The sequence below is a fragment of the Propionimicrobium sp. PCR01-08-3 genome (assembly GCF_030286045.1).
In the GTDB taxonomy this organism is placed as follows: domain Bacteria; phylum Actinomycetota; class Actinomycetes; order Propionibacteriales; family Propionibacteriaceae; genus Brooklawnia.
Genome location: NZ_CP127390.1, coordinates 1654758 through 1669722, shown reverse-complemented (window position 1 = coordinate 1669722; position 14965 = coordinate 1654758). Strand labels below are relative to the sequence as shown.

Annotated in this window: 13 protein-coding genes; 9 read left to right on the top strand and 4 right to left on the bottom strand. The window is 64.0% G+C overall.

The window, feature by feature from the left end; genetic code table 11:
• Positions 1-12: 12 nt before the first annotated feature.
• Entirely contained in the window at positions 13-1386 is a 1374-nt protein-coding gene (sepH, locus tag QQ658_RS07650; protein WP_286027059.1) for a septation protein SepH, read from the bottom strand.
• Between the two features lie 230 nt (positions 1387-1616).
• On the opposite strand from sepH, the gene QQ658_RS07645 reads away from it, so the two are divergent.
• Positions 1617-1913: a DUF4193 domain-containing protein gene (locus QQ658_RS07645; RefSeq protein ID WP_286024288.1), complete on the top strand. Its 297-nt coding sequence runs from the start codon at positions 1617-1619 to the stop codon at positions 1911-1913.
• Positions 1914-2098: 185 nt separating this feature from the next.
• Here QQ658_RS07645 and QQ658_RS07640 read toward each other — a convergent pair whose 3' ends face one another.
• The gene (locus tag QQ658_RS07640) at positions 2099-2374 is read right to left on the bottom strand and encodes a DUF4235 domain-containing protein (protein WP_286024287.1); all 276 of its coding nucleotides are present in this window, start codon (positions 2372-2374) and stop codon (positions 2099-2101) included.
• Positions 2375-2502: 128 nt separating this feature from the next.
• On the opposite strand from QQ658_RS07640, the gene dut reads away from it, so the two are divergent.
• The 4 genes from dut to QQ658_RS07620 all read left to right on the top strand — a co-directional run bounded on the left by dut (position 2503) and on the right by QQ658_RS07620 (position 7120).
• Entirely contained in the window at positions 2503-2982 is a 480-nt protein-coding gene (gene dut / locus QQ658_RS07635) for a dUTP diphosphatase (protein WP_286024286.1), read from the top strand.
• Positions 2983-3104: 122 nt separating this feature from the next.
• Positions 3105-3926, top strand: a complete 822-nt coding sequence (locus QQ658_RS07630; RefSeq protein ID WP_502928953.1) for a DUF3710 domain-containing protein — start codon at positions 3105-3107, stop codon at positions 3924-3926.
• A 300-nt stretch (positions 3927-4226) separates the two neighbouring features.
• Positions 4227-5657 (top strand): Nramp family divalent metal transporter, encoded by a 1431-nt coding sequence (locus QQ658_RS07625; RefSeq protein WP_286024285.1) that lies wholly within the window; start codon positions 4227-4229, stop codon positions 5655-5657.
• A 317-nt stretch (positions 5658-5974) separates the two neighbouring features.
• On the top strand, positions 5975-7120 hold the full coding sequence (locus QQ658_RS07620) for a class I SAM-dependent RNA methyltransferase (protein ID WP_286024284.1): 1146 nt from the start codon (positions 5975-5977) through the stop codon (positions 7118-7120).
• A gap of 104 nt (positions 7121-7224) precedes the next feature.
• On the opposite strand, the gene QQ658_RS07615 is transcribed toward QQ658_RS07620, so the two are convergent.
• The gene (locus tag QQ658_RS07615; protein WP_286024283.1) at positions 7225-8688 is read right to left on the bottom strand and encodes an NAD-dependent succinate-semialdehyde dehydrogenase; all 1464 of its coding nucleotides are present in this window, start codon (positions 8686-8688) and stop codon (positions 7225-7227) included.
• A 119-nt stretch (positions 8689-8807) separates the two neighbouring features.
• The gene (locus QQ658_RS07610) at positions 8808-9557 is read right to left on the bottom strand and encodes an SDR family NAD(P)-dependent oxidoreductase (RefSeq protein WP_286024282.1); all 750 of its coding nucleotides are present in this window, start codon (positions 9555-9557) and stop codon (positions 8808-8810) included.
• A 310-nt stretch (positions 9558-9867) separates the two neighbouring features.
• Between QQ658_RS07610 and QQ658_RS07605 the strand changes: the two genes are divergently transcribed.
• The 4 genes from QQ658_RS07605 to QQ658_RS07590 are packed head-to-tail and all read left to right on the top strand — an operon-like array spanning position 9868 to position 14963.
• Entirely contained in the window at positions 9868-12075 is a 2208-nt protein-coding gene (locus tag QQ658_RS07605; RefSeq protein ID WP_286024281.1) for an alpha-ketoacid dehydrogenase subunit alpha/beta, read from the top strand.
• Positions 12076-12093: 18 nt separating this feature from the next.
• Positions 12094-13431, top strand: a complete 1338-nt coding sequence (locus QQ658_RS07600) for a pyruvate dehydrogenase complex dihydrolipoamide acetyltransferase (protein ID WP_286024280.1) — start codon at positions 12094-12096, stop codon at positions 13429-13431.
• Between the two features lie 12 nt (positions 13432-13443).
• Positions 13444-14442, top strand: a complete 999-nt coding sequence (locus QQ658_RS07595; RefSeq protein WP_286024279.1) for an alcohol dehydrogenase catalytic domain-containing protein — start codon at positions 13444-13446, stop codon at positions 14440-14442.
• The gene (locus QQ658_RS07590; protein ID WP_286024278.1) at positions 14442-14963 is read left to right on the top strand and encodes a VOC family protein; all 522 of its coding nucleotides are present in this window, start codon (positions 14442-14444) and stop codon (positions 14961-14963) included. Before QQ658_RS07595 ends, QQ658_RS07590 begins: the two co-directional genes overlap by 1 nt.
• The last annotated feature ends 2 nt before the right edge of the window (positions 14964-14965 follow it).

The following is a 14965-nucleotide window of genomic DNA, read 5'->3' as shown; positions in this document are numbered from 1 at the left end:
AGAGCGCCGGCGTTACGAATTCGACGGATTCGAGGGCGGGGGAGCGCCGAACATGATCTCGTCCCAGGTCGGCACCGATGCCCGCTTGCGCCGTTTGCGTGACTTCGACGCGGATTGCTGCTTGGGTGTTTGAACCAGAGCATCTTGCTCCGGTTTCTCCTGGGCGGCTTCGTCGGCAACCGACCTGTGGTGCGGTTGCTCGGCCGGCTGCTCGGTCTGCTCGGCAGGTTTCCGGGCCACCTTGGGTGAACTTTTCCGGGGTTGCCGCGTGGCCTGCTCGGACGCAGCCTCCGGCCGGTCGGTCTGCGGCTGCCCCGCCTCGGTTTGACCGGGGGAGGCCGTAGCGTCCGGCTGAGAGGCGTCAGAGCTCGGATGGTCTGCAACCGGTGGCGTCTGCTCGTCAAGAGACGAATCGTCGGCCGCTTGCTCGGCGGAGTCCGGCGTCCACAAGACGTGGTGACCGCGGCGCCGGGACCTGGGATCGCTAGGCCTCGGTTTCTCGGTCTGCGGATTCCGGGCGGCCGCCTCGGGCCGGGGCTCTTCCTCGGGTTCGGGATCAGGAGGTGGATTGACCGGCTGGGTCAGCCCGGTATAGATGCGCACCGAATCCTCGTTGAATCCCGACAACATGTCATAGAGCACATCCATGTCCGAACGTGGATTCGGGACGATGTCATAAACCCCGTCGACCTGCTCGAGTTCGGGATCGGTGTAGTCATCGGGTTCGTCGGAGTCATTCCCGGATTCTTGATCGCGGGCAGGAAGCTTTGTGATGCGCGTCGAAGGGGCGTCCGGCAGCACCGCGGGCGGCTCCGAGTCGTCTTGGACGACCCGTACGATCGCCAATTCGTCGTGCAGATCGACGGTCGGCTCGGCGTCGGGGTTCACTTTCGTCCGGCGCTTGACCGGTTGCGGGCTCTCACCCACCAGTGTCTTGGCTTCGGCGTTCTTGGCGGCGACGGTACGACCGCGCATATCGAAGTCGAATGTGGCGTGTTGCTCGGTGTCTGCCACCGGCCAGCTGATCTGCACCGTCCAGCGGCGGTTCTCGTCGCGCCACGAATCCCAGTGGATGTCTTCTGGCTTGACGCCCTGTGCACTCAAGGCATCCGTGACGATTTCGCCCAGCAGGCGTTGCGCGCCGGGATCACGATGCCCGCGTAGCTGCGAAGTGCGCGCAATGCTCGCGGCATGTTCGCGTTCTGCGAATACCGGTCCGGCATAGATATCGATCTGTTCTACCGAGACTCCCGCGGCCTGCGCGACGTCGTCGAGGGATTCCCCGCCCCGAATCCGGGCTTGAATCTCGCGCGGTGTCAGTGCGCTTTCCATTCGCCGGTCTCCCTGATGATCGAGCTGCTTGTTGGACGCACGGTGGCGTCCTATCCTTGCCAGGTAAACCTACTCCCAAGCCCCAGGATCGTCCGTCTGCCGCGCCGCCCAGATGGCAAGGGCCGCGCTCACACCGCCGTCTTTCGTGAACCTGCGACGGCGTCCATCGGTAGATCCGGGCTGGGCGCCATATCGCCCAATTTGTGTCGGTATGGTACAACATGCATCGACGCCACACGGCTCGCCGTGGGGCACACGACATGCATTACATTCGGAAGGGCACCATGGCTACTGACTACGACGCTCCTCGTAAGTCCGATGAGGAGATGAGCGAGGATTCGCTCGAAGAGCTCAAGAGCCGCCGCAACGACAAGCAGTCCGGCCAGGTTGATGAGGACGAGGTTGAGGCCGCGGAAGCGTTTGAGCTGCCCGGCGCCGACCTGTCTCATGAAGAGCTGACCGTACGCGTGCTTCCTCGTCAGGCGGACGAATTCACCTGCGCATCATGCTTCCTGGTGAAGCATCGCAGCCAACTCGCGGAGACCCGCGGCGGCCTCGACTACTGCGTCGACTGCGTTTAGTTCGACTGGGCGCCTGCCGATCGGCCGACCGCACATCGATTCGGCCGCCCGGGCAACGCACACAACTTGAGCTTCACCCATCCCCGCGAAATACAACTCACAGCAAGACAAACGTGTTCGGTCGTCTCACGAGAAGTCGAGACGACCGAACACGTTTTGTGTTTTGGGTATGGTGCAGGGGACTGTCAGTGCCCGAGGCTGCGATAGCGCTTGGCGGCGAAACGCTGCACCAGCATTTGCACGACCGAGACGCCGACCGCACTCGCAGCCACCCAGGTGACCGCAGCTATCGCCGAAGCATCGGGATCATTGGGGTCCGGCGGCTCCTGACCCGTGATCTGCTTCCAACCGCTCTTGATCAGCTTCTGGACGACAAAGGTGGCGAGAGCACCAAGTGCTCCCGCGACGATCTTGTATTCAAGCCCCGAAGTCTGGTTGCTGTTCTTCGCTTCTTCGCTCACCTGCCCAATCCTAGGGCACCTGCGCGCATCGGTTGGGGCAGTGGCAATTCTTCTTCGGAGTCCTTGGCTCGGGCGGCTCTGTGGTGGGGGCTGGGGTGCCGGGCCGCGTTCACGATAATCTGGCACGCGTGACTGACGCTGACGTGGTGGTGCCCATCCGGATACTCGACGACGGTTTGCCCATGCCGGGCTATGCCAGGCCCGGAGACGCCGGCGCTGACCTGCCGACCGCGATCGATGTGCTGATCGAGCCGGGGGAGCGGGTTCTGGTGCCGACCGGGATTTCTGTGGCGTTGCCCGACGGCTACGCCGGCTTCGTGCATCCACGGTCCGGTCTGGCGGCACGTAGCGGCCTGACGATCGTGAACGCTCCGGGCACGGTGGACGCCGGGTATCGCGGCGAGATCAAGGTCGTGCTCCTGAATACCGATCTGCACATACCGATCGAATTGCATCGAGGCGATCTGATCGCCCAACTCGTTGTCCAGCAAGTCGCCAGGGTGCGTTTCGAACCTGTGGGCGAACTACCGGCCAGCGACCGTGGCGACGGCGGGTATGGCTCGACCGGTGGGGTCGCAGCCTGGCAGGGCGAGTCACCGCGGGCCTGAGATAGCGAGACCACGGTTCACCCCGGTTTTCGACGTTGGTTAGTCTTGAACCGATTTCGAGAAGAGGACGAAAAGTGATCTTTGGCCGCAAGAAGCGTAAGGCTGCCGAACAAGACGGTGAGTTGGAAGCCGAGGAGCAGACGCTCGACAAACTCGACGATGGCGTAGATGTCGATGCGGACGACGACGCTGAAGCCGGCGAAGACCTCGAAGAAACCGCCGAGGCCGAAGATGACATCGACGAGGATGACTCGGACGACGACGAATCAGACGATGCGGATGTCGAGGGGGAAGAACCGGCCGAGGAACTCGACGAATGGGCCGCATTGGACGCCAGCCGGGATTGGCGAGAGAACGGGCCGTTCGATCTAGACGAGGTCGATCTGGACGCCGACGACGTCGAGCGCCTCGACTTCGGCTGTGTCGTGCTGACCCCGTTCAAGGGCATGCAGATGCAGCTGCAGGTCGATCAGCGCACCAAGAAGGTGCAGGCGGCCCTGGTGATGGCCGGGGCGTCCGCGATTGAGGTCGCGCTGTTCGCGGCACCCGCTCACACGTCGATGGTCGCCGAGATCCGTGACGAGATGATCGCCTCCACGCAGAAGGCCGGGGGCAAGGCGTCGCTGGCCGAGGGACCGTTCGGCACCGAGGTGCGCCGGATCATCCCGATGAAAGACCCCAAGGGCAACAAGGTCGTCCATGTCTCGCGTACCTGGTTCGCGGAGGGCCCGCGCTGGATGCTGCGCGGCGTGGTGATGGGCGAGGCCGGCCGCGCCACCGGTATCGACGGCAGCTCGGAGCTGGTCTATGAGTTCTTCAGCAACACGGTGGTGCGCCGGGACGATCAACCCAGGGTGCCCGGCGATCTGATCCCGATGACCTTGCCGAAGTCGGTTGCGACGACCGATGCCGCCGAGGCAGAAAAGACCGAGGCCAAGGGCTGAGACACGAGGAGTTCGGGCCGGCGAGTGGGCTCACTATCGGTAGTTTAAAAGGTGTGTCGATGCCCGGCCTGGCGGTCACCTGGGCGATCAATTCAGTGCGGCTCCGGAACCAAATGAGCATGACGGGTTCGTAAGGGCGGTCAGGCGCAGTTCCCGGGGCGACACATTGTGGGATGCGGGCGGCAGCCGGATTGTTGTGCTAAAAATGGTGCGCCCCGAAAGCCTCGGGTGCGATCTGTGCAGCGATGTCGATGAGACGAAGCCGAACCGATTTCTGCATCTTTTCGAAAGGTAGCCGCAATGTCCGCAGCCGAACCTATGCAGTCAACCGAGGAAGCCGACCTTCCCGATACCGGAGTGATCCAGGACGATCCGTACGTTCTCGACCCAGCGAAGGTGCAAGATCCGCCCAAGGGCTGGGGGCCGAGCATCAAGTTCCTCGGCCCCGGCATGATCACTTCCGCGGCGGTCGTCGGGTCCGGCGAGTTGATCACTGCCACGACGCTCGGCGCCAAGGTCGGCATGATGCTGCTCTGGCTGGTCTTCGTGTCGACCTTCGTCAAGGTCGCGGTGCAGATCGAGTTGGCCCGCTGGTCGATCTCGACGGGCAAACCGGGCATCTTCGGATACAACCAGGTGCCGCCCAAGATCTTCGGACGCAGCTGGGCGTCCTACATCGTCATCTTGATGTTCATCCAGTTCATGGCCAGTCAGGGCGGCGTGGTCGGTGCGGCCGGTGTGGCAATGTCGATGCTGCTGCCGATCGGCGGCGACCCGTTCTCGGCGTTGTCGATCGGTATCTGGGTGTGGATCTTCATCGTTCTGGCGATCATCATCCATCAGATCAACAAATATGAGTTGATCGAAAAGCTCTCCACGTGGCTGGTCGTGCTGGTCACGTTCTTGATCGTGCTGATGGTCTTCGGTATCCAGTTCACCGAGTTCGCGTGGACGGCCACCGATCTGGCCGACGGCATGAGGTTCCGGATCGCGGCCGGCTCGATGGGCATCGCACTGTCGATGTTCGGGCTGACCGGCGTGGGTGCCGGCGAGATCTCCGGCTATACCTTCTGGTGCGTCGAGAAGGGGTATGCGGCCTGGACCGGCCCCAACGATGGCTCGGACGAGTGGGTGGCCCGCGCTCGCGGTTGGATCTCGGTGATGAAGAAGGACGCCTGGGTGTCGTGGGTGATCTACACGCTGTCGACCGCGTCCTTCTACATGCTGGGGGCCACGGTCTTGCACAAGCAGAGCCTGGTGGTCGAAGGCAATGAACTGATTCTGACGATCTCGCGCATCTTCACCGACACCCTTGGCGCCTGGGTTGGCCCGGTCTTCCTCGTCTTCGCAGCCGTGGCGCTCTACAAGACGATTCTCGCGAACGTGCCGGGGTTGTCGCGGCAGACTGCTGCGTCCCTGGCAGTGTTCGGAGCTTACGACTGGACGAACGCCAAGAGCCGCAACAAGACGATGCGCGTTCTGATGGTCATCATGCCGATCTGCTGGGGTCTGCTCGCGACCGTGGTCAACTCGCCTCTTGTTCTGGTGATTCTCGGTGGCACGCTGAACGCCATCTATCTGATGGTGGTCGCGGTTGCGACCGTCTACCTGTCGTTCACCCAGACCGACAAGCGCATCAAGGACGGCCATGTGTTCATGGTCTATCTGATCATCTCGGGTATCGCGATCTTCGCCGTGGGTGCGATCGGACTGCACGACACACTGTTCTGATCGCCATCGGTCAAAGGCTGCCGTAATAGATCATGGCTGCCGGTATGGATCTGAGCTGACGAAATATCCAGGAGCTCTGCAAAGGTTGCCGGTATGGATCTGGGCTCGCGTCATGCGGCAAGCCATCGTCCATATCGACAGCGACTTTGTTGTGACGCGGCAGAGGCCGATTGTTGGGACGGGGCAGAGGCTTGTTGAGGCGGTGCAGATGAATGCCCAGGGCAGGCACGGAGCCGGGCGGCGGTTCGGGGCGTCGGGGTAAGGTGAGCGCGGACCTTTGCTCGGATGGCATCGAGAGCATCGACCGAGGAGACATCATGTCTGACCTGCAGACCGTCGAGCTGGGGCCAATCGCCCACGGCGGGCATTGCGTTGCTCGCATCGACGGACGCGTGGTCTTCGTCCGGCATGGCATCCCCGGCGAACAGGCGCGGGTGCGGGTCACCGACGACTCGAAGCCACGATTCTGGTGGGGTGAGGTCGTGCAAGTCATCGAACCGAGCCCAGACCGGGTGACTCCGCCGTGCCCGATCGCCGGACGATGCGGCGGCTGCGACTTTCAGCACGTCTCGCTCGCGCGACAGCGTCGGCTGAAGGCTGAGGTCGTCGAAGAACAACTACATCGGCTCGCAGGGATTGATCGGGACGTGGTGGTGGAGCAGGTGCCGGGCGACGATGAGGGGCTCGACTGGCGCACCCGGATGCGCTATCTGGTGCGCGACGGCAAGATCGGTTTGCGTGCCTGGCGTTCGGACGATCTGGTCGAGCTCCCCGAAGGCGGATGCCGAATTGCTCATCCGGACGGGCCGGTCGACCTGGGCAACTATGCGTCCGGCGACGGCGATCTGCAGGTGACCATCGCGGACGGCACTTGCACGGTGCTGGGGCCCGATGGCCAGGTGCTCGAAGGCAGCGAGATCGTCATCCAGCATGTCCGCGGACGCAAGTATCAGGTGCGGGCCGACGGATTCTGGCAGGTGCATCCCGGCGCGGCAGGTGTTCTGACCGAGGCTGTGCTCGAAGGGCTGAAACCTCGGGCGACCGAGCGCGCCCTCGATCTCTACTGCGGTGTGGGCTTGTTCGCCGGTGCATTGGTGGACGAAGGCTGCCGGGTCACCGGTATCGAGGCGAGCCGGTCGGCGATCGAGTTGGCGAAGCTCAATGTGCCGCAGGCGAAGTTCTTCGCCACCCGGATGGAGAAAGCCGGATCGAGACTCCCGAAGAAGACGGACCTGGTCGTCCTCGACCCGCCACGCACCGGCGCTGGGGCCCAAGTGGTGAAGCGTCTCGCTCAGCTGGACGCCCGGGCCATCGCGTACGTCGCCTGCGACCCGGCAGCGCTGGCCCGAGACCTGGCGACCTTCGCGAAGTGCGGCTACCGCTTGGACGCACTCCAGGCCTTCGATCTCTTCCCGATGACCCACCACGTCGAGTGCGTCGCGATCCTGCACGCGGATGCATAGCAGCCGAATACGCGGAGGCATTCACTGAGCGGTTGTGCCGCGCCCCGGGGTAACCAGGACGCGGCACGACAACTGTCCATTGAGTTCGGTGTGACCTCACCAGATCACAAGGGGATTGAGTAGTACTTGGTCTCCAGGAACTCTTCGATGCCCAACTGGGAGCCCTCGCGTCCCAGACCCGACATCTTGACACCGCCGAACGGTGCGGCGGCGTCCGAGACGACGCCGGTGTTGATGCCGACCATGCCGGTTTCGATGCCCTCGCCAACCCGCATGGCGTTCTTCAGATCGGCGGAGAAGACGTAGGCGGCCAGGCCGAAGTCGGTGCCGTTGGCGATGTCGATCGCCTCCTGCTCGTCTGCGTAGGTGATGACCGGGGCGAACGGGCCGAAGATCTCTTCTTTGAGGATGCGGGTGCCGGGCTGAATGCCCGCAACCACGGTCGGCTGCATGAAGTAGCCGGGGCCGTCAATCTTGTCGCCACCGGTGGTGACCTTGCCGCCCTTGTCAATCGCATCCTGCAGCAGGCCGAGCACCTTGTCACGCTGGTCGCCGTCGATCAGCGGGCCGACATTGGTCGCTGGATCGAGCCCGTAGCCGACCTTTTGGGCAGCCATCGCCTCAGTGAAGCGCTTGGTGAACTCGTCGGCGATCGACTCATGCACGATGAAACGGTTGCCGGCCGTGCAGGCCTCACCAAGATTGCGCATCTTGGCGTCCATCGCACCCTGGATCGCGACGTCCAGGTCGGCATCGGGCAGCACCACGAGCGGGGCGTTCCCGCCGAGTTCCATCGAGGTGCGCAGCACCCTATCGGCGGCCTGCTTCAACAATCCGACACCGACCTCGGTCGAACCGGTGAAGGTGATCTTTCGGGTCCTCGGATCGGTGATCACCGGGCTGGTGGTGGCGCCCGAGTGGTTGGTGGTGAGAATGTTCACCACGCCGGCGGGCAGCCCGGCCTCCTGCAGCACCTTGCCGAACAACAGAGTGGTGAGCGGGGTCAGCTTGGCGGGCTTCACGACGACGGTGCAGCCGGCGGCCAGCGCCGGCGCGATCTTGCGGGTCGCCATCGCCAGCGGGAAATTCCACGGGGTGATGGCCAGCACCGGGCCAACCGGCACCTTCTCGGTGAGAATCCGCTTGCCGGACGCCGGGGCGATCGCGTTATAGCCCTCGATGCGGCAGGTCTGCTCAGAGAACCAGCGCAGGTACTCATTGCCGTAGGCGACCTCGCCGAGAGCCTCGTTGAAGGTCTTGCCCATCTCCATGGTCATCAACGCAGCGAAGATCTCCTTGCGCTCATTGATCATGTCGAAGGCGCGGCGCAGCAATTCCGCGCGATCGCGCGGCTTGGTGGCCGCCCAATCGGCGGCCGCATCGCACGCGGCATCGAGAGCCTGGACGGCCTGTTCCGGCGTCGCGTCCGCCACCTGGGCGAAAGCCTCGCCCTTGGCGGGGTTCTCGACAGGGACGGTGGTGTCCGTTTGGATCCATTCGCCGCCGATGAACAGCCCGGACGGCAGGGCATCGATTACCTTGGATTCGATTTCTTCGATGGAAGCCATTACTGATCTCCTGATTGATCTTTTCTGGTTGTAGGTCGTTGTCTGAGCACGGGGATTTGGTTAAAGCGCTGATCGCAGCCTGCAAAGCCGAGGCTTGCCGCGCTCAGCGGGACCGGCGGCTAGCCGGCCATGTAGTGCCCGCCGTTGATCGGGACGATCGTCCCGTTGACGAAGCTGGAGGCGTCCGAGCACAAGAAGGCGATCACCGATGCGACCTCTTCGGGACGGCCGTTGCGTCCGAGCGGGGTTTCGTCCGCCAGCACGTCGCCCTTTTCGGCGAAGGTCTGAGCATTCATCCGGGTATCGATGAAGCCGGGGGCCACGATGTTGACGCGGATCTGGCGCCTGCCGACCTCGCCGACGATGCTGCGCGCCAGCCCGACGATCGCGGCCTTCGCGGTGGCGTAGGCCGCCTTGCCCGGGCTGCCGCGGCGTCCGGCATCGGAGGAGAACAGCACCACCGAGCCACCGTCGGCCATCTGCGGCAGCAACTCGCGGTTCAGCTGGAAGACCGCGCGCACATTGATGTTCATGATGCGGTCCCAGTGCTCATCGGGCATCTGATCGATCGGGTCACGGCCGATGATGCCCGCCGCGGGGATCAGCAGATCGAGTCCATCCATCGAATCTCGGACGAGGTCGCCGAGCTCGTGCACCTTCTCGCCGTCGGTGAGGTCGGCTGCGAAGGTCTCCACCTGCTCGGCCCCGGCCGTCCGGCATTCGTCTGCAGTGGCAGCGAGTTTGTCGGCATCCAAGTCGACGAGCACCAGCCTCGTGCCTTCGCCGGCGAGCAGCAATGCGGTCGCCTTGGCGATACCGTTCGCCGCGCCCGTAATGACAGCACGCCGATGCTCAAGATCCCACTTCATCGCCTTGTAGGCCTCCTCGCCTTTAACTGCTGAACGCCGTGCGGCGTCACTACTTCATACCGATTCATACCGGTCGGGCAACCCGTGGGCGCCATCACGACCAGGTAGCTCGACCTCGCGCGCCCCGGGCATCGTGGAGACGACGCCCGCCGGTGGCCTCCAACTCGAATGTATCCAGCTTAACCCCAACCGCCGGTGATTCGCCAGATCCCTATTGCCAAGAATCGAGCCGATTGGATACAATCGCATCATCTAGTCGGGGTGCGCGCAATCGACGGGCGCAGCCACCACTCGAAAACCGGAGAGGTCCATGAGTCACGAAGAAGTGCTTGTTTCATCGGCACCGTGGAAGCAGATCAGCACGAGCCAAGAAGATTGGGACGCGGCCGATCCGCAGCTGCTACGGGCGATGCTCGTCCAAATGCAAATCATCCGCTCCTTCGAGGAGGTCGTGCTGAAGCTGGCGGGCGAAGGTGCCCTGCACGGTCCGGCGCACTCCAGCATCGGCCAGGAGGGCGGCGCGGTTGGATCCATCATCGGGCTGCGGCCGAGTGATGGTGTCAACGGCACTCACCGCGGCCACCACCAATTCCTGGCCAAGGGCCTCAACTATCTGAAGGGCACCGACTTCGACCCTGAGAATCCGATCGACGACGAGATTCATGCCTTCGTCAAGAAGACGCTCGCCGAGATCCTCGGGCTGGATCAGGGATTCAGCCACGGCCGTGGCGGCTCCATGCACCTGCAATGGCGCGAGGCCGGCAATCTGGGCACCAACGCCATCGTCGGCGGCGGGGTACCGCTGGCCAACGGATCGGCCTTCTGCCAGAAGTACACCCAGGCCGAGAAACCACAAGAGGGCGGCTCCGACGTGACCGTCACCTACTTCGGCGACGGCGCATCCAATATCGGATCGACGCTGGAGACGATGAACCTGGCGTCCGCCTGGCATCTGCCACTGTGCTTCTTCATCGAGAACAATATGTACGCGGTCTCCACCAACGTCTTCGAGGCGACCAACGAGCCCAGGCTGTCGGCGCGTGCGTCCGGATTCGGGATGCCGGCGTGGCGGGTGGACGGGATGGATCCGCTGGCCGTTTACCTCACCATGCAGCAAGCGGCCGAGCACATGCGCCAGGGCAAGGGCGCCGTGGTCGTGGAAGCCGAGGTCTACCGCTACTTCCACCAGAACGGCCCGTTCCCCGGCAGCGCCTTCGGCTACCGCAGCAAGGACGAAGAGAAGCAGTGGCGCCAGCGCGACGCCATCCAGCGGGTCGCCGGTGAGCTGATCTCTCGCGGCCACCTCACCCAGGAGATCTTCGACCAGATGGTCGAGAAGACCGATGCGGTGATGATGGGTCTGATGGACGACTTCACCGAGGCCGATCCGGAATCGAAGCGTCCGGCCAAGCGCATTCGTCCTGAACTGTGGCCCGACCCGTCGTTCGTCGACTACGGCATTCGCGGCGACGCCTCAGAGCTCAACTCGTGGAAGACGCTTGAGGACAACCAGGTCACCAACTGGACCGAGCGAAAGTTCGCGGACGCCGCAGCAGACGTGATGGAACGCCGGATGCAGACCGACTCCCGCTACGTCACCTTGGGCGAAGACGTGCACAACCTGAAGGGCGGCACCAACGGCGTCACCCGCGGCTTGAAGCAAGAATTCGGCGACCGCATCATGGGCACCCCGATCAGCGAGAACGGATTCGCCGGGCTGGCCGGCGGCATGGCGATGGACGGCAGGTATCGTCCGGTCGTCGAGTTCATGTACTCCGACTTCATGTGGGTGGCCGCCGACCAGGTCTTCAACCAGATCGGCAAGGCCCGGCACATGTTCGGCGGCGAGCACGGCATGCCGCTGGTGCTGCGCTCGAAGTGCGCGATGGGCGCCGGCTATGGATCGCAGCACTCGATGGATCCTGCCGGGGTCTACGCGGCCCACCCCGGCTGGCGCATCGTCGCCCCCTCGAACGCCTTCGACTACATCGGCCTGATGAACGCGGCACTGGCGCTGGAAGACCCGGTGATGGTGATCGAGCATGTCGATCTCTACGAGAAGATGGACCAGATTCCCGAAGGGGATCTCGACTTTATTATTCCGCCCGGCACCGCAAAGATCCGCCGCGAGGGCAGCGAACTCACCATCCTCTCCTACCTCAACATGGTGCAGATGTCGTTGGACGCCGTGGAGGCGACCGGAATCGACGCCGAGGTTATCGACCTGCGCTGGCTCGACACCGCGTCGATGGACTGGGCGACGATCGGGGAGTCGATCAAGAAAACCAACAATGTGCTGCTCGTCGAGCAGGGCTCGCCCGGCCCCGGCTACACCAGCCGGATCGCCACCGAGATCACCGAACGCTTCTTCGACTACCTCGATCAGCCGGTGCAGCGAGTTTTTGGATCGCAGTCGACCCCGACGATCTCGAAGGCACTCGAGCGGGCGGCCTTGGCCTACGAGCCGGAGATCGAAGAGGGCATCGCCCGGGTCCGCCGCAATCTCGGCCAGGCCTGAGGGAAGGATCGATAACTCATGGCAACCGTTGTTTTGATGCCGGCCGTCGTGGCCGACGCCGAGGACGCCGTCCTCACCTCCTGGCTGGTCACTGAGGGTGACCAGGTGACCAAGGGCCAAGAACTCGCCGAGATCGAGACCGACAAGGCCAATGTCGAGGTCGAGGCCGAGACCGTAGGTACGGTCGGACGCCTGATCGGTTCGGCCGGCGACCGGATCGCTGTCGGAGCACCCATCGCCGTCCTCTTGAAAGACGGCGAGGACGCGTCGGCCATTGACGCCGCGCTGGGCGTGCAGTCTGCTCCCGAGGCGGACGAACCCGCCGCGCCACTGGATGCGGCTGATGCCCCAGCTACACAACCTGTATCGGGCACGCCTCCCGAAGCCGCACAAACATCCGCGCACAAGCCGGGGGAGCGCATCTTCGCATCCCCGTTGGCCCGCAGGATCGCCGCCGAGCACGGCCTGGACATCGCCCAGATTCCCGGACGCGGACCCCGCGGCCGAGTGATCCGTGCTGATGTCGAAGCGGCCATCGCGGCTGGAAAGGCGGAGCCCGAAGCAGAGTCGGCGGCCACCTCGGCTGCGGCTGAGCCGGCTGCCGAGCCGGCTGCCGCGAGCGCGGCCCCGCGCCGCGCGGAGCAGGTTTCGTCCGAGCCTGTGCCCGACGCCGGCGGCGCCTATGAGGACATCCCGTTGACCGGTATGCGGCGGGCGATCGCGCGCAGGCTCAGCGAGTCGAAGGCGACGATTCCGCATTGGTACGTGACCGTCGATGCCCGCCTTGATGCGCTGTTGACTTATCGCAAACAGCTCAACGAGGCGAGCCCCGTCAAGATCAGCGTGAATGATCTGCTGGTGAAGGCCATCGCGTCCACGCTGCAGGCGATTCCGGCGGCGAACGCCTGCTGGAACGGCGATTCGATCCGCCGCTATAACACCGTCGATATTTCGGTGGCGGTGTCGACTCCCGCCGGGCTGGTGACTCCGGTCGTGCGGGGTGTGGAGAAGCTGGGCATGAGTGCGCTGGCCGAGACCACCAAGGATCTGATCGAGCGCGCCCGCGACGGCAAACTGAAGCAGAAGGAAATCGAGGGCGGATCGTTCTCGATCAGCAACCTGGGCATGTATGGGGTGCGTGATTTCTGCGCAATCATCAATCCGCCGCAGTCGGCCATCTTGGCGGTTGGTGCCGCGGAACAGCGTGCTGTGGTGACCGATGGTGAGGCCGGGGTGGCGACGGTGATGTCGCTGACGTTGTCGAGCGATCACCGGGTGATCGACGGGGCGCTGGCTGCGGAGTTCATGCAGGCGCTCAAGGCGCGCCTGGAGAACCCCGTGCTGCTCGCACTGTAAGGGGACCCGTTCGTGAGAGCCGTAGTGAAGTACGCTCCCGGCGCCGACCATGTGGAGCTCCGGGATGTTCCGGCGCCGGTGCCCGGGCCAGGTCAGGCGTTGCTCGAGGTGATCTATACCGGTGTGTGCGGCACCGACCTGCACGTGATGCGCGACGAATACAAGGTGAACCCGCCGGTGGTCATGGGCCACGAGGTACTCGGACGCGTCACCCGGGTCGGCTCGGTGGAAGACGCCGGCTGGGTTGGCAAACGGGTGGTCACCGAGACCTTCTTCCGGTGCTGCGAACGCTGCGAGATGTGCCGGGCCGGACGCCGCAATATGTGCGAGAACCGCGAGTCGATCGGATCGTTCCGAGATGGCGGATTTGCCGAGCAGGTCGTCGTACCGGTGCTCAACCTGCACGAGGTCCCGAACGGCGTCCCGGACGAGATAGCCGCACTTGCCGAGCCACTGGCCTGCGCATGCAATGCCCTGCTGTTGCGCAGCAGCATCAAAGCAGGTCACAAAGTGCTGGTCACCGGCCCGGGCCCGATGGGCTACCTATCGGCTCAGGTTGCGAGGGCCAGCGGTGCCGAAGTCACCCTGGCCGGTATTCCGGCGGACGCCGGCAAACTGGCCGGGCTCGCGTCCGCCGGCATCAGCACCACGACCGAGACGCCGCAGGAAATGGCCTTTGACGTGGGCATCGACTGCTCGGGTGCGGCGGCCGGTGCGTCCAATGCCATGAGGGCCGTCAAGCGTGGCGGCAGCTTTATTCAGGTGGGCATCTTCGGGCACGATGTCAGCGTGCCGCTGGACGTGTTGATCATGCGCGAGCTCACCATGACCGCGGGGTTCTCGCAGGTGCCCCGTGCCTGGGATCTGGCGCTCGATCTGATGGGGCGGGAGGAGCTCGACCTCGCTCCCGCGGTCGGGCCGATCTTCGCGCTCGAGCAGTGGGCCGATGCGCTGCACGCCATCACCGAGGGCACTCATATGAAGGTTCTGATCGATCCGAGGAGCAGATAATGGCAATCCCGGGCTTACGCGGCACGGATCACATCGGGTTCACCGTGCCCGATCTCGAACAGGCACACGACTTCTTCGTCGATGTGATCGGCTGCGAGTTCTTCTTCGAACTGGGGCCCTTCGAATCCGATGGGCACTGGATGTCGGAGCACGTGAACGTGGACGACCGGGCACGCTTCCGCAACAGGCATTACCGGCTCGGCAACGGATCGAACTTCGAGATCTTCGAATACGAGGCACCCGATCGCAGCGAAATCCAGCCACTCAACAGCGATGTCGGAGGCTTCCATCTGGCGTTCTATGTGGACGATCTGGACGCGGCGGTCGACTATCTGAAGTCGAAGGGCGTCAAAGTGCTGGAGGGGCCGGTGGCGAGCAGCGGCGCGAACGAGGGCCAACGCTGGATCTACTTCCTGTCGCCGTGGGGCATGCAGTTCGAGATGCTGAGCTTCCCGAACGGCAAGGCCTATCAACAAGGACGCTCCAGGTTGCTGTGGAGCCCGGTCAAACCGCAGGACTGAGC